Here is a 14,124-nt window from a genome sequence, read left to right on the forward strand (position 1 = left end):
CCTAGGAGGGCGGGGCTTAGCCCGGCTCTCCTATTTTTAAAAAAATAGGAGAATCAAAATGGCAGAAATTACAGCTAAACTTGTTAAAGAGTTGCGTGAAAAATCTGGTGCTGGTGTTATGGACGCTAAGAAAGCATTGGTCGAAGTTGAAGGTGATATCGAAAAAGCGATTGAATTGCTTCGCGAAAAAGGTATGGCTAAGGCAGCTAAAAAAGCTGACCGTGTTGCTGCAGAAGGTTTGACTGGTGTATTTGTTAACGGTAACGTCGCAGCAGTAGTTGAAGTAAATGCTGAAACTGACTTCGTTGCGAAAAATGCTCAATTCGTTGAATTGGTAAATGCTACAGCTAAAGTAATCGCTGAAGGTAAACCAGCTAACAACGAAGAAGCACTTGCATTGACAATGCCTTCAGGTGAAACACTTGAAGCTGCATATGTATCTGCAACAGCAACTATCGGAGAAAAAATCTCATTCCGTCGTTTTGCTTTACTTGAAAAAACAGATGCACAACACTTTGGAGCATACCAACACAATGGTGGACGTATCGGTGTTATCTCTGTTATTGAAGGTGGAGATGAAGCACTTGCTAAACAAATCTCAATGCATATCGCTGCGATGAAACCAACAGTTCTTTCATACAAAGAATTGGATGAGCAATTTGTTAAAGATGAGTTGGCTCAATTGAACCACGTAATCGACCAAGATAACGAAAGCCGTGCTATGGTTAACAAACCAGCTCTTCCACACTTGGCATACGGATCTAAAGCTCAATTGACTGATGAAGTTATCGCTAAAGCTGAAGAAGATATCAAAGCTGAATTGGCTGCAGAAGGTAAACCAGAAAAAATCTGGGATAAAATCATCCCAGGTAAGATGGACCGCTTCATGCTCGACAACACTAAAGTTGACCAAGCATACACACTTCTTGCACAAGTCTACATCATGGATGACAGCAAGACAGTTGAAGCATACCTTGAATCAGTTAACGCTTCAGTAGTTGAGTTCGCTCGCTTTGAAGTTGGTGAAGGTATCGAAAAAGCTGCAAATGATTTTGAAGCTGAAGTTGCAGCTACAATGGCAGCAGCTTTGAATAACTAATAATAAAAAGAGGAAGCAGATTTGCTTCCTCTTTCTTATAGAAAAAATTAAAAAGCCCTTGTTAAAGGGCTTTGTGTATTTAGGAGACTAGACTTCGAACTCATAGAGCGCTGTAGATAGGTACCGTTCTCCGTTATCTGGTGCAAGCGCAAGGACTTTTTTACCTGCCCCAAGTTCTTTTGCAACTTCGATAGCAGCATAGATAGCAGCAGCAGAAGAAATACCTACCAAGAAGCCTTCTTTTCCACCAATTTCGCGACCAAGTGCAAGAGCATTGTCTGATGTCACGCGAACGATACCATCATAAGCTTCTGTATCAAGTGTTTCTGGGATGAATCCTGCAGAGATACCTTGAATTTTGTGAGGTCCTGGTTTTTCACCTGATAAGATTGCTGACTCGTCTGCCTCAACTGCAAAAACTTGAATGTTTGAGTTAGCAGTTTTAAGAGCATGAGAAACACCTGAAATAGTTCCTCCAGTACCAACACCAGCAACAAAGGCATCTAAACCATCAGCTCCGAAATCAGCTAGAATTTCAGCTCCTGTTGTTCTTTCGTGGACAGCTGGATTAGCTGGGTTGTTAAATTGTAGAGGAAGGAAACCATCACGTTCAGCAGCAATTTCTTGCGCTTTTGCAATCGCACCTTTCATTCCTTCACTACCGGGAGTGAGGACTAGTTCAGCACCATAAGCTTGGATGATCTTACGGCGTTCAACACTCATTGTTTCAGGCATAACGATGACAACCTTATAACCTTTAGCAGCACCAACCCATGAAAGACCGATACCAGTGTTCCCGCTTGTTGCTTCTACAATAGTAGAGCCTGGTTTCAGTTTACCCTCTTGCTCTGCTTTTTCAATCATACTAAGAGCGATGCGGTCTTTAACGGATGAACCTGGGTTAAAGGCCTCCAGTTTTACATAAACATCTGCAGCGCCTTCTGGTACGATATGATTTAGTTTAACAATAGGAGTCTGTCCCACTAGTTCAGTAATATTATTGTATATAGCCATGTGAATACCTCTTTTTGTAAGTTGTACCTAGTATAACGCTATCTTAAACTTTTGTAAAATATAGAAATCCTATCGAAGCGATAGGATTTTTTTATATCAATGATCCAAACCGTTAATTCTCAAACGGTTTTGATAAGCTAGTTCTAACAAATAAGTATAGAGTGGGACAAGATCGGATTTCTTTGGAAATTCAAATTTGATAGAGTTAGAGTGCTCGTGGTGAGCTTTTAGGAAGACATTTTCTAAATAAGTAATAGTCATTTCACTGTCATCGATTCCAAGGCCAGCGGTTTCCAATTCAACATCGACAATATTCATGAGGAAAATGGATTTGATAGATACTTTTTTTCCAGTAGCTCCCTGTTTGTCTGTAAAAATAATACGAATGTTTGTAAAGATGATTGCATCACGAATGAGCTTATACCCAATCTGGATTTCTTCATTTTCTAGTAGATATTGACCATACTCTTTCGTTAGAGTTTCTTTGTTTTGTTCGCTAAAATTTCCAGCGAGTCCATTGATTAATTTTCCGAATACCATATTTTTCTCCTTTTTAAGCTAAGTCAACAGGAACTTTAACTTCTCGTAAACCTTTATCTACTAAAACTACCTTTCCACTATAAAATTCTATGAGTTCTGATTTTATATGTTCTTTATTTTCTTTATCTACAAAAATCATGGTTTCAACTTGATCCGTAAAGTTTGTTTCAATCTCCATAAGATGATGTTCTTTCAGAAAGTTGCCATATTCTTGATATTGAGCATAAGTCATTTGAATCTGAATTCCTGCCTGCTCTTTGATTTCAATGATGCCAATTTCTTTGACTGCCAAGGCAACACTTCCTGCATAAGCGCGAATGAGGCCTCCGGCACCCAACTTAATACCACCAAAATATCGGGTAACAACTACACAGATATTCGTAAGATTGTGGTTCTCTAGAACTCCAAGCATAGGTACACCAGCAGTTCCGCTTGGTTCTCCATCATCACTGGTTCGTTTAATTTCGCTACGTTCACCGATAATAAAGGCAGAGCAGTTATGGGTAGCCTTGTAGTGTTTTTTTTTGATAGCTGTGATAAAGTCACGCGCCTCTTCCTCGCTATAGACACGCTTTGCATGGCAAATGAAGCGAGATTTTTTGATTTCTTCTTGGACTTGTCCGTCTTCTTTAATTGTTCTAAATTCCATGGTTTAATTGTACTAAAAAATAGTATAAAGCGCTAGTTTTTCCGAATATATAAGTATGAAAGTTAATCCAAATTATCTTGGTCGTCTATTTACTGAACAAGAATTGAGTTTCGAAGAGCGACAACTGGCTAAACAACTTCCTTCTATGAGAAAAGAGAAAGAACAACTAGTCTGTCAGCGGTGTGGTAGCAAGGTTGAGGAAGAATGGCATCTGCCCGTTGGAGCCTTTTATTGCCGAGAGTGTTTGATTATGAAGAGAGTTAGAAATGATGAGCCCCTTTATTATTTCCCTCAAGAAGATTTTCCGAGACAAGATGTTTTAAAATGGTCAGGTCAATTAACGCCTTTTCAAGAACAGGTGTCAATGGGTTTGCTTCAAGCAGTAGATAAGAAGGAACCTAGCTTAGTTCATGCAGTTACGGGCGCGGGAAAGACAGAGATGATCTACCAAGTTGTTGCTAAAGTAATTAATAGAGGTGGAGCAGTCTGTCTGGCAAGTCCAAGAATAGATGTCTGCTTGGAGTTATATAAGCGGCTACAGAGTGATTTTACCTGTAAAATTTCTCTACTACATGGTGAATCAGAGCCCTACTTTCGGACACCCTTAGTGGTTGCTACAACACATCAGTTACTAAAATTCTATCAAGCTTTTGATTTATTAATAGTTGATGAAGTGGATGCTTTTCCTTATGTAGACAATCCCATACTGTATCATGCTGTCAATAACTGTGTAAAAGAGAGTGGTTTGAAAATTTTTTTGACGGCTACTTCTACAGATGAGTTGGATAAGAAGGTCAAGCAAGGGGAATTAAAGCGTCTTAGTCTACCACGTCGTTTTCATGGCAATCCTTTAGTTATTCCAAAGCCAGTTTGGTTATCTGACTTCGATAAACATTTACAAAAAAATCGTTTAGTACCCAAATTAAGGCGTTATATCGAGAAACAAAGAGAGTCGGCTTATCCTTTACTGATTTTTGCATCAGAGATTGAAAAAGGAGAAAGGCTAAAGGAAATCTTACAGCGTGCCTTTCCCAATGAGAAAATTGGTTTTGTTTCTTCTGCTACAGAGGACCGTTTGCAACAAGTACAAGCCTTTCGAGATAGAGAGCTGACTATTTTGATAAGTACAACCATCCTAGAACGCGGGGTTACTTTCCCGTGTGTGGATGTTTTTGTAGTAGAAGCTAATCACCAACTCTTTACCAAGTCTAGTTTAATCCAAATTGGAGGACGAGTGGGGAGAAGTATGGATCGTCCTACAGGTCAACTTATCTTCTTTCATGATGGGATAAATAGATCTATCAAGAAAGCTATAAAGGAAGTCAAAGAGATGAATCAGGAGGCAGGTCTATGAAATGTCTAATATGTGGACAAGATTTAGAAACTGAGTTATCATTCACGAGTTTATTGCTTCTCAAAAAAGAAGAGACCTATACCTGCTCCGCTTGTTTTAATCATTTTGAAAGAATTAGTCCTGAACACTGTCCAACGTGTTTTAAGGAGGGGGAGACAAGTCCCTGTCAGGATTGTCAGTATTGGTATAAAGAAGGGATTCAAGTAGAGCATGAAGCTGTTTTCACCTATAATGAAGCCATGAAGGATTATTTTCATAGATATAAATTTGATGGAGATTATCTATTAAGGAAGGTATTTACAAAAGTTCTTTACCAAAAATTTCAAAAATATAAAGATTATCAGCTTGTGCTTATTCCTCTAAGTAAGGAGAGATTACAGCAAAGGGGGTTTAATCAAGTAGAAGGTTTAATTGAGAGAACAGGGCTTTCTTATTACAATATTATTGATAAAAAAGAAGTTAAAGCCAGTTCATCTATGAACCGAGCAGACCGTTTGCAAGTAGAAAACCCCTTTGTAATCAAAGAGGGAGTAAAGATTCCAGAAAAGATTTTACTCTTTGATGATATTTATACAACAGGTGCTACAATAAATCGTATTAAAAAAATGCTGATAGAAGCCGGTTGTCAGAAAATTAAAACATTTTCCCTCGTAAGATGAGGAAAAAGATTGCAAAAAGATTATGAAAGCGTTATAATAAATGTAGAAAAACAAATATGTTTAGAAAGAAGGTACTTATATGATTAAATATAGTATCCGCGGTGAAAACCTAGAAGTAACTGAATCAATTCGTGATTATGTAGTTTCTAAACTCGAAAAGATCGAAAAATACTTCCAAGCAGATCAAGAATTAGATGCGCGTGTCAACTTGAAAGTCTATCGTGAAAAAACTGCTAAGGTAGAAGTAACGATTCCACTTGGTTCTATTACCCTTCGTGCAGAAGATGTTTCTCAGGATATGTATGGATCTATCGACCTAGTGACAGATAAGATTGAACGTCAAATCCGTAAAAACAAAACAAAGATTGAGCGTAAAAACAGAAATAAAGTATCTAAAAGTCAATTATTTACAGATGCTTTGGTTGAAGATACAGATACATCACAACCAAAAGTTGTTCGTTCAAAACAAATTGATTTGAAACCAATGGACCTAGAAGAAGCCATTCTACAAATGGACTTGCTAGGACATGATTTCTTCATCTACGTAGATGTTGAAGATGAATCAACAAATGTAATTTATCGTCGTGAAGATGGAGATATCGGTCTTCTCGAAGTAAAAGAATCATAAGATATTATCGTTTAAATATATAAGTGGGCTGTTGAAAACAGCCCACTTATTTGATTTTACAAAGATATAAGTTAGAGTATTAACTCAACTTATAGGGCCATTTACTTTAATTAAGTAGACAAAAGAAAGCGCTTTAAGTTAAAATAGTCATGTCAACAAATATTGAGCGTAAAAATGTAAGCGCTCTAAAATTAATTTATTACAAAGGAGTCCACAGATGGCAACTAAAGAAGAAATCTTGCGCGAATTATATCCAGAGGATCTATTCCACTATGCAGATGGTTTAACATTGGGAGAAGCAGAAGTTTTACAAGAAACTCGTCGTTTGATTGAAAAACACCTTCGTCCTGTAATTAATGAATATTGGGAAGCACCTGATTTCCCATTCGAACAATTTTACGCAGTAGCTAAAGGCGCACAAATTATGAACAACCCTAAATTGTTCGAAGGAAGAGAAGGAAGCTACAAACCATCAGAACTTTACATCGCATTCTTGTACCTTGAATTAGGTCGTTTCGATGCTTCTATGGCAACTTTCTTCACAGTTCACGGTGGACTTTGCTACAACACAATCTTGCTTGGTGGTGATGAGCGTCAACAAAAAGAATTCCTTCCTAAATTGGCTGCATTTGACTGGCAAGGATGTTTCGCTTTGACTGAGCCTTTGTCAGGATCAGACATCGCTGGTGGTCTTGCTACAACAGCTGAGCGCGTTGGAGACAAATGGATCTTGAACGGTGAAAAACGTTGGATCGGTGGATCAGATACAGCTGACGTTGTTCCAGTATTCGCTCGCGACGTTGAAGATGGACGCGTGAAATGTTTCATCGTTCGTAAAGGTGCTCCAGGATACCACGCTGAGCCAATCCCTCACAAAACTGCTCTTCGTTGCGTACGTAATGGTCACATTACTATGAAGAACGTTGAAGTTCCAGATTCAGACCGTTTGGTAAACATCAACGGATTTGCTGATGTAGCTCGTATCTTGACATTCACTCGTGCTGACGTTGCTCACATTGCAACTGCTATCACTTGTGGTTCATTTGTTGCAGCTCTTAAATATGCTAAAGACCGTCAACAATTCAAACGTCCAATTGCTTCATTCCAGATCGTTCAAGAAAAATTGGCTAGAATGCAAGCTAACGCAGTGGCAGCACTTGCTTACTCAGCTCGTATCGCAGAAATGCAAGAAGCTGGTAACGAATTGATGCTTAACTCTGCACTTGCTAAAATGCATAACTCATTGGTAATGCGTGAAACAGTTGCCCTTGCACGTGAAACATGTGGTGGTAACGGAATCACTCTTGAAACTGACGTAGCTCGCTTCTTTGCAGATGCTGAAGCAATCTACACTTACGAAGGTTCTCACGAGGTGAACGCATTGATCGTTGGTCGTGAACTCACTGGTGTCGGTGCATTCGTATAATAATGAATTTGGAACGGTTGCTTAGCATTTGCTGAAAGACCGTTCCGATTCTTTCTTTATAAACTTTATATATTAAAATTAAGAGGAGAAAATAATGAGTATTTCTAAAGTAATGATCATTGGTTCTGGTCAAATGGGAGGCGGAATCGCGCAAGTATTCGCTCAATCTGGTTTTACAGTATACCTTAATGACATTAAAGAAGAATTTGTACAAAGAGGGATTGATAACATCTCTAAACAATTGGCTCGTTCAGTAGAAAAAGGACGTATGTCAGAAGAAGAAAAAGGAAAAATTTTGGGTAACTTGATTCCTTCAACTTCTTACGAAGATGCTAAAAACGTTCAATTGGTTATTGAAGCAGCTACAGAAAACAGAGATATCAAACTCAGCATCTTTAAACAATTGGATGAAATTACTGCTCCTGAAACAATTTTGGCTTCTAACACATCATCTCTTTCTATTACGGATATTGCTGCGGCTACAGTTCATCAAGAACGTGTAATTGGTATGCACTTCTTCAACCCAGCGCCAGTTATGAAATTGGTTGAAGTTATTCGTGCCCTTCAAACTTCAGATGAAGTTGTAAAAGTTGTCCGTGAATTGACTGAAAAAATTGGAAAAACTGCAGTTGACGTTAAAGACTCTTATGGATTCGTTGTTAACCGTGTGTTGATTCCAATGATTAATGAAGCTATCTTTATCCTTGGTGAAGGTGTTGCTTCTGCAGAAGAAATTGATGAAGCTATGAAATTGGGTGCAAACCATCCAATTGGCCCATTGGCACTTGCTGACTTGATCGGATTGGATGTATGTTTGGCAATCATGGGAGTATTGAATAACGGCTTCGGTGATCCTAAATACCGTCCAGCACCACTATTGAAGAAAATGGTTGAAGCTGGTAAACTAGGTCGTAAGACTAAAGAAGGATTCTTTAAATACTAAGATTATAAGGAGTAAATAATGAAAGAAGCAGTTATTGTTGCAGCGGTTCGTACACCTCTAGGTGCCTTCGGTGGAAGCTTGAAAGATGTTCCTGCTGTTGATTTGGGAAGTCTAGTTATCAAGAGCGCTATCGAAAGAGCTAACTTGAAACCAGAACAAGTTGATGAAGTTATCATGGGTAATGTTCTTGGTGCAGGTCTAGGACAAAACGTTGCACGTCAAATGAGCGTTAACGCGGGTATCCCAGTTGCTTCTCCAGCATTCACTATTAACAAAGTTTGTGGATCTGGTTTGAAAGCAGTTCAGTTGGCAACTCAAGCAGTATTGTGCGGAGATGCAGATATTGTTGTAGCTGGTGGTGCAGAAAACATGAGTCAAGCTCCTTACGTTGTTCAAAACCAACGTTGGGGATCTCGTATGGGAGACTCTAAAGTAGTAGATACTATGCTCCGCGATGGTTTGACAGATGGTTTCGAAGGTTTCCACATGGGTATTACAGCTGAAAACGTTGCTGAACAATACGGTATCACTCGTGAAGACCAAGATAACTTTGCTGTACAATCACAAAAACGTGCAGTTGCAGCTATTGAAGCTGGACGCTTTAAAGAAGAAATCGTTCCAGTTGAAATTCCACAACGCCGTGGTGAGCCTATTGTATTTGATACAGATGAGTTCCCAAGAAAAGACGCTTCACTTGAAGGGCTTTCTAAACTTCGTCCAGTATTCAAGAAAGATGGTACTGTAACAGCTGGTAATGCTTCAGGTATCAATGATGGTGCAGCAGCAGTCGTAGTTATGAGTGCTGAAAAAGCTAAAGAATTGGGAGTTCCAGTATTGGCAACTATCAAATCTTACGCAAGTGCTGGTCTTGATCCAAAAGTTATGGGTTGTGGTCCAATCTATGCATCTCGTAAAGCACTTGAAAAAGGTGGATTTACAGTTGCAGATCTTGACTTGGTAGAATCAAACGAAGCATTTGCGGCTCAAGCATGTGCAGTTGGTAAAGAACTTGGTCTTGACCCAGAAAAAGTAAACGTTAACGGTGGTGCTATCGCTCTTGGACACCCAATCGGTGCTTCAGGATGCCGTATCTTAGTTACTCTTCTTCACGAAATGGAAAAACGTGATGCAAAACGTGGTCTTGCTACACTTTGTATCGGTGGAGGAATGGGTACTGCAGTTATCGTAGAACGTTAATTCCTACTTTATTCGATTGACTAAAATGTATTATATCTTATCTGAAATCTCCTCGGAGAATTTCGGGTAAGATATTTTTTTATTCTAAATAATTAGAAGTATAAAGTATCAAAATAAAAGCGCTTTCCTATAAGGTGAACTTATAGTTCCAAGCATAAATACTAAGTGGACGGTTGTTAATAAATAAGGTATTATAATAATGTAAGCACTTACATTGGTATCGGTATTTGTTGACGCAGTACTCTATACTCAAAATAACTTAAAGTAGGAGGAGAATAATGAGTAATACAGTTTTATTAGAGGTTAAAGATGGTATCGGTTATATCACCATTAACCGCCCAGCAGCTTTGAACGCGTTGAGTTCAGAGGTTTTGACGGATTTAAATCTTGTTTTAGATGAAGTAGAAAAACATGAAGATATCCGTGTTGTTATTGTTAGTGGTCAAGGTGATAAGGCATTTGTTGCAGGGGCTGATATTAAGGAAATGGACCAAATGTCTCCAATTCAAGCCTTCGAATACATGACATATGCCAATGATACATTTACCCGTCTGTCTGATCTTACTCAACCGACTATTGCAGTTCTTAATGGATATGCTTTGGGAGGCGGTTTGGAGCTTGCACTCTCAACGGATATTAGAATTGGCTTTGAAAAGACAATGGTAGGATTCCCTGAAGTTGGCTTGGGTATCATTCCTGGATTCGCAGGAACACAAAGAATGTCTCGTTTGATCGGTACTAGCAAGACAAAAGAATTGATTTACACTGCTAGAATCGTCAAAGGAAATGAAGCCTATGACCTAGGAATTTTGAACAAACTTGTTCCAGCTGAGGAATTATTGTCATCTGCTGAAGAACTAGCTAAAAGCATCATGAAAAATGCTCCATTGGCTGTTGAAAAAGCTAAGCATGTCATTCAAGTTGGTTCAGAACTTCCTCTTAAGAATGCAATTCGTTTAGAGACAGAAGCTGAAGCTCTTCTCTTCTCTACTGAAGACAAAGTTGAAGGAATGCGTGCTTTTGTTGAAAAACGTAAAGCCGTGTTCAACCGTAAATAAAAATTGAGGTGTTAGTATGAAAGCTGTTTTATCATTACAAGAAGCTATTTCTAAAGTAAAACCTGGTGATGTCGTAGGGATTTCAGGATTCCTTGCTGTTGGTGAACCTTTGGAGTTAATCGAAGAGTTGGTTAGACAAAATCAACAAGATTTGACTTTGGTTTCAGTTGTTACTTCACATCCAGGTAAAGAAGTGGGTGTTGGACGCCTTTGTGAAAACCACCAAGTTAAAAAATATGTTGCTGCCCACATTGGTACATCTCCTGCTGCTCAAAAAGAATACTTTAGTGGAGAAATGGAAGTAGAATTCACTCCAATGGGTACTGTTGTTGAACGTCTTCACGCTGCTGGAGCAGGTCTTGGAGGAGTTTTGACACCGACAGGAGTTGGTACTATTTTAGAAAATGACCATGAAAAAGTAGTTCGCAATGGTCGCGAGTACCTCTTTTATAACCCGCTAAAACTTGACGTAGCATTGATTAAAGCTACAAAAGCTGATAAGTACGGAAACTTGTACATTGATGGTACAACTAAGAACATTTCATTGCAACTAGCTCTTGCAGCAGATACAGTTATCGTTGAAACAAATGAAATTGTTGAAGTTGGTGAAATTAAACCGGATGACGTCTATATTCCAGGTATCCTTGTTGACTATGTAGTCCAAGGCTTAACTCCAGAAGAACACCACAAGATGATGGGTGACCTCTGGACAGAGACTAATAAATTAGCGGGGGTAAAATAATATGAAACCAAAAGAAATTATTGCAAGACGTGTTGCTCTTGAATTTAAAGATGGTGATGTTGTAAACCTTGGATTTGGTATTCCAAATGCTTCTGCAGACTTCATCCCAGAAGGTGTTAACGTAATCCTTCAAGCAGAAAATGGTGCCCTTCGCTTTGGTGAAACACCAACTAAAGATAATTATAATCCAAACCTAGCAAACTCAGGTGGTGCACCAATTACTCTCCTTCCAGGAGCTGCTTTGTTTGATTTGCAAACATCTTTTGCAATTATTCGTGGTGGTCACGTTGATGCGACTGTTCTTGGAGCTCTTGAAGTAAGCCAAGACGGAAGCATTGCAAACTGGATTATCCCAGGAAAATTTGCACCAGGTATGGGTGGAGCGATGGACCTTTTGGTAGGTGCTAAACGCGTTATTGGAGCAATCCAACATACTACAGGTGGCGAATCTAAACTTTTGAAAGAGTGCACATTGCCTCTATCAGCTAAAGGAGTTTTAGATCTTGTCATTACAGAACTAGCTGTTTTTGGATTCAAAGATGGTAAATTCTTGTTGAAAGAAGTTGCACCAGGTGTAACTGTAGAAGAAGTTCTTGAAAAAACAGCCGGTGACGTTATTGTTGCAGAAGATGTGAAGACAATGCCTATCTAGGCTAATATTGGCTATTTTCTTCTGAACATGATATTATATATGTAAACGATACTATCGTCTTTTTAGGCGGTAGTATCAATTGGTATCTAAGTGAAAAAATAAATGGAAGTAAGGTGATAGCTAAGTGGATATTATACAAATGAACTATTTCATTAATATAGTCGAATGTGGTTGCAATCTATCGATTGCAGCAAAGAAAATCCATATTAGTCAGTCAGCCTTAAGTCAATTTGTAACAAATTTTGAAGCAGCTGAGGGAATTCAATTATTCAATCGAAAGAATGGTAGATTGGAAAGTTTGACTGAGGCAGGACGAAAGATTTATCGTTTTGCCACAGAAATTGTTAATCGTCACGAAGAGATGCTTTCAATGATTCATATTGAATCACAAAAGCAGAGAGGGACTATTAATCTTGGTATTCCTTCTTTGATATTAAGAACGTTCTTCTCAAACGCTCTACCGCATTTTTTGAGAAACAACCCTCACATCTATATTCAAGTTATAGAGGGTGGAGGAAAAGAGATTCACCAAAAAATGAGTGTCGGTGATTTGAACCTAGCATTTTTAATTGAGCCAACAAACTTAGATGCACAAAAATTTGAACAACATATTATTCATTTAGACGAGTATGTTGCTTATATGGATAAAGATCATCCATTAGCACAGAAAGAAGCGCTAGATTGGTCTGATCTTGCTGATTATGATATAGCAATCTTTAATAAAACATTTACGACTTATGATTTGGTGGTTGAGAAACTTCGTTCACAACGCATAAATACTAAATTTGCTTATTTATCATCTACTTGGGACTTTTTAATTGAGTCTACTTATCAAACAGACCTGATTACAATTTTACCAAAATCTGTTGAAACTCTTGTAGATGGCAGTCGTTTCCAAACTGTCCGCTTTAATGACCCGATTCCTTTTAATGTTTGGTTCTGTAGACCATACAAGGCTTCCTATAACGAGGTCGAATCCTATGTGTATGAAGAATTGTTAAAAGGGTATTATCAACCCTTGTCTGAGAATTAGCTTGGGGTGAAGAGTAATGGTCTACAATGATAACCTTGCTAAAAGGTATAGTGCAGAGATAAGCAGTCTAATTGCCAGCTATTTTGAGCATAGAATAGATAAAAATCAATTTCCAAGAGAATTGTTTGATGAGTTTATTGGATCTTTTGATATATTTTCTTCCATCGTAAAGGATGAAGATTCGATTTTAAGTGAAGAATTCATGACTTTTATTCGTATAATCTCAAAAGAATTTGCTGCTTTTTCGACAGTTTTATTAACGCAGGCTTGCTATGGGATTTATCCTATTAATCGATACGGTAGTCCTAAACAAAAAAGTCTATATCTCGAAAAATTAATTAAAGGAGAGATATTGGCTGGTCTGGGTTTTTCTGAGGGATATCTTGGCGAAAATCTAGAATTAGTGAATACAACTGCGACTAAAACAAGTAATGGATGGCGTCTTTCAGGTAAGAAATCGATTGTTTCAAATTGCCGTTTTACGGATATACTTTTTATATTTGCCAAAGTAGAAAATGATGAAAAGAAACCGTCGTTTGGATTTTTTATCGTAGACACTAAGGACCCAGGTGTTTACTTTGGAGAAGATATCCCTAAACAAGGACTAAAAGGTTTACCAATCAGTTCAGTTACTTTTGATAATATTGAATTATCAGAGGATAGTTTATTAGGGATGACTTTAGCTGGCCAAGAACAGTTAAATGACTTTGTTCGAAAGCTTCAATTAGGTTTAAGCGCAGTTTCTATTGGAATTTCCGAAGGAGCTTTTGAAAAAGGTTTATCTTTTCTAAAGGTGAAACGTGGTTTTGGTAAGAGGTTGATTGATGCGACGATTTATCAACATCAATTTGCTGATTTATATACAAAACTATGTGCAGCAGAAGCGTATTTCAATTCATATAAAAATCAAATGTTAGATGATTCTTTGTATGTTTCACAGATTAAATTATTTACTACAAAAGTAGCTATTGAAATTTCTGAAGAGATTATCAGATTAATAGGTCCGCTACAAGCACAGGATAAAAGCCCGATTGATCGTTATTTAAAAGATGCTAAAACTATTGAAAGTTACGGAAAATCTGGAGACTCAATTCGAAAAAGAATAGCACACCAGTGGCTAAAGGAGTAAT

The 14,124-nt window shown here is 38.1% G+C and carries 15 protein-coding genes; 12 read left to right on the plus strand and 3 right to left on the minus strand.

The features are described from left to right. The first annotated feature begins 58 nt into the window (after positions 1 to 58). Complete coding sequence (gene tsf, locus FN031_RS07845; protein ID WP_142559176.1) at positions 59 to 1,099, plus strand: translation elongation factor Ts; 1,041 nt, start codon at positions 59 to 61, stop codon at positions 1,097 to 1,099. A gap of 87 nt (positions 1,100 to 1,186) precedes the next feature. On the opposite strand, the gene cysK is transcribed toward tsf, so the two are convergent. The 3 genes from cysK to FN031_RS07860 form a co-directional block, all read right to left on the minus strand. After that, positions 1,187 to 2,113, minus strand: a complete 927-nt coding sequence (cysK, locus tag FN031_RS07850) for a cysteine synthase A (protein ID WP_142559178.1) — start codon at positions 2,111 to 2,113, stop codon at positions 1,187 to 1,189. A 96-nt stretch (positions 2,114 to 2,209) separates the two neighbouring features. Continuing rightward, positions 2,210 to 2,653, minus strand: a complete 444-nt coding sequence (locus FN031_RS07855) for a PH domain-containing protein (RefSeq protein WP_142559180.1) — start codon at positions 2,651 to 2,653, stop codon at positions 2,210 to 2,212. Between the two features lie 13 nt (positions 2,654 to 2,666). Continuing rightward, entirely contained in the window at positions 2,667 to 3,302 is a 636-nt protein-coding gene (locus FN031_RS07860; RefSeq protein ID WP_142559182.1) for a YigZ family protein, read from the minus strand. Between the two features lie 55 nt (positions 3,303 to 3,357). Between FN031_RS07860 and FN031_RS07865 the strand changes: the two genes are divergently transcribed. The 11 genes from FN031_RS07865 to FN031_RS07915 all read left to right on the plus strand — a co-directional run bounded on the left by FN031_RS07865 (position 3,358) and on the right by FN031_RS07915 (position 14,123). Then, positions 3,358 to 4,656: a DEAD/DEAH box helicase gene (locus FN031_RS07865; RefSeq protein ID WP_142559184.1), complete on the plus strand. Its 1,299-nt coding sequence runs from the start codon at positions 3,358 to 3,360 to the stop codon at positions 4,654 to 4,656. Then, a complete protein-coding gene (locus FN031_RS07870; RefSeq protein WP_142559186.1) occupies positions 4,653 to 5,315 on the plus strand; it encodes a ComF family protein in 663 nt (220 codons plus the stop codon). The genes FN031_RS07865 and FN031_RS07870 overlap by 4 nt, the downstream gene beginning before the upstream one ends. 79 nt (positions 5,316 to 5,394) lie before the next feature. Further along, positions 5,395 to 5,943 carry a ribosome hibernation-promoting factor, HPF/YfiA family gene (gene hpf / locus FN031_RS07875; RefSeq protein WP_142559188.1) on the plus strand — a complete coding sequence of 183 codons (549 nt, stop codon included), beginning with the start codon at positions 5,395 to 5,397 and terminating at the stop codon, positions 5,941 to 5,943. 217 nt (positions 5,944 to 6,160) lie between these two features. Next, the gene (fadE, locus tag FN031_RS07880; protein ID WP_142559190.1) at positions 6,161 to 7,369 is read left to right on the plus strand and encodes an acyl-CoA dehydrogenase FadE; all 1,209 of its coding nucleotides are present in this window, start codon (positions 6,161 to 6,163) and stop codon (positions 7,367 to 7,369) included. A gap of 94 nt (positions 7,370 to 7,463) precedes the next feature. Further along, the gene (locus FN031_RS07885) at positions 7,464 to 8,312 is read left to right on the plus strand and encodes a 3-hydroxybutyryl-CoA dehydrogenase (RefSeq protein ID WP_049495350.1); all 849 of its coding nucleotides are present in this window, start codon (positions 7,464 to 7,466) and stop codon (positions 8,310 to 8,312) included. An 18-nt stretch (positions 8,313 to 8,330) separates the two neighbouring features. Beyond that, a complete protein-coding gene (locus FN031_RS07890) occupies positions 8,331 to 9,509 on the plus strand; it encodes an acetyl-CoA C-acetyltransferase (RefSeq protein WP_142559192.1) in 1,179 nt (392 codons plus the stop codon). A gap of 278 nt (positions 9,510 to 9,787) precedes the next feature. Then, positions 9,788 to 10,567: an enoyl-CoA hydratase/isomerase family protein gene (locus tag FN031_RS07895; protein ID WP_006150502.1), complete on the plus strand. Its 780-nt coding sequence runs from the start codon at positions 9,788 to 9,790 to the stop codon at positions 10,565 to 10,567. A 16-nt stretch (positions 10,568 to 10,583) separates the two neighbouring features. Then, a complete protein-coding gene (locus tag FN031_RS07900; RefSeq protein ID WP_142559195.1) occupies positions 10,584 to 11,309 on the plus strand; it encodes a CoA transferase subunit A in 726 nt (241 codons plus the stop codon). A gap of 1 nt (position 11,310) precedes the next feature. Beyond that, positions 11,311 to 11,961 carry a 3-oxoacid CoA-transferase subunit B gene (locus tag FN031_RS07905; RefSeq protein ID WP_075565155.1) on the plus strand — a complete coding sequence of 217 codons (651 nt, stop codon included), beginning with the start codon at positions 11,311 to 11,313 and terminating at the stop codon, positions 11,959 to 11,961. Positions 11,962 to 12,085: 124 nt separating this feature from the next. Beyond that, positions 12,086 to 12,994, plus strand: a complete 909-nt coding sequence (locus FN031_RS07910; protein ID WP_185928460.1) for a LysR family transcriptional regulator — start codon at positions 12,086 to 12,088, stop codon at positions 12,992 to 12,994. Between the two features lie 16 nt (positions 12,995 to 13,010). Further along, the gene (locus FN031_RS07915) at positions 13,011 to 14,123 is read left to right on the plus strand and encodes an acyl-CoA dehydrogenase (RefSeq protein ID WP_142559199.1); all 1,113 of its coding nucleotides are present in this window, start codon (positions 13,011 to 13,013) and stop codon (positions 14,121 to 14,123) included. Position 14,124: the final 1 nt, after the last annotated feature.

Origin of the sequence: Streptococcus mitis (assembly GCF_902159415.1) — a bacterium.
In the GTDB taxonomy this organism is placed as follows: Bacteria; Bacillota; Bacilli; order Lactobacillales; family Streptococcaceae; genus Streptococcus; species Streptococcus mitis_BG.

Coding starts and splice junctions, on each gene's coding strand:
- tsf (WP_142559176.1), top strand. CDS start 59: ATGGCAGAAATTACAGCTAAACTTGTTAAAGAGTTGCGTGAAAAATCT.
- cysK (WP_142559178.1), bottom strand. CDS start 2,113: ATGGCTATATACAATAATATTACTGAACTAGTGGGACAGACTCCTATT.
- FN031_RS07855 (WP_142559180.1), bottom strand. CDS start 2,653: ATGGTATTCGGAAAATTAATCAATGGACTCGCTGGAAATTTTAGCGAA.
- FN031_RS07860 (WP_142559182.1), bottom strand. CDS start 3,302: ATGGAATTTAGAACAATTAAAGAAGACGGACAAGTCCAAGAAGAAATC.
- FN031_RS07865 (WP_142559184.1), top strand. CDS start 3,358: ATGAAAGTTAATCCAAATTATCTTGGTCGTCTATTTACTGAACAAGAA.
- FN031_RS07870 (WP_142559186.1), top strand. CDS start 4,653: ATGAAATGTCTAATATGTGGACAAGATTTAGAAACTGAGTTATCATTC.
- hpf (WP_142559188.1), top strand. CDS start 5,395: ATGATTAAATATAGTATCCGCGGTGAAAACCTAGAAGTAACTGAATCA.
- fadE (WP_142559190.1), top strand. CDS start 6,161: ATGGCAACTAAAGAAGAAATCTTGCGCGAATTATATCCAGAGGATCTA.
- FN031_RS07885 (WP_049495350.1), top strand. CDS start 7,464: ATGAGTATTTCTAAAGTAATGATCATTGGTTCTGGTCAAATGGGAGGC.
- FN031_RS07890 (WP_142559192.1), top strand. CDS start 8,331: ATGAAAGAAGCAGTTATTGTTGCAGCGGTTCGTACACCTCTAGGTGCC.
- FN031_RS07895 (WP_006150502.1), top strand. CDS start 9,788: ATGAGTAATACAGTTTTATTAGAGGTTAAAGATGGTATCGGTTATATC.
- FN031_RS07900 (WP_142559195.1), top strand. CDS start 10,584: ATGAAAGCTGTTTTATCATTACAAGAAGCTATTTCTAAAGTAAAACCT.
- FN031_RS07905 (WP_075565155.1), top strand. CDS start 11,311: ATGAAACCAAAAGAAATTATTGCAAGACGTGTTGCTCTTGAATTTAAA.
- FN031_RS07915 (WP_142559199.1), top strand. CDS start 13,011: ATGGTCTACAATGATAACCTTGCTAAAAGGTATAGTGCAGAGATAAGC.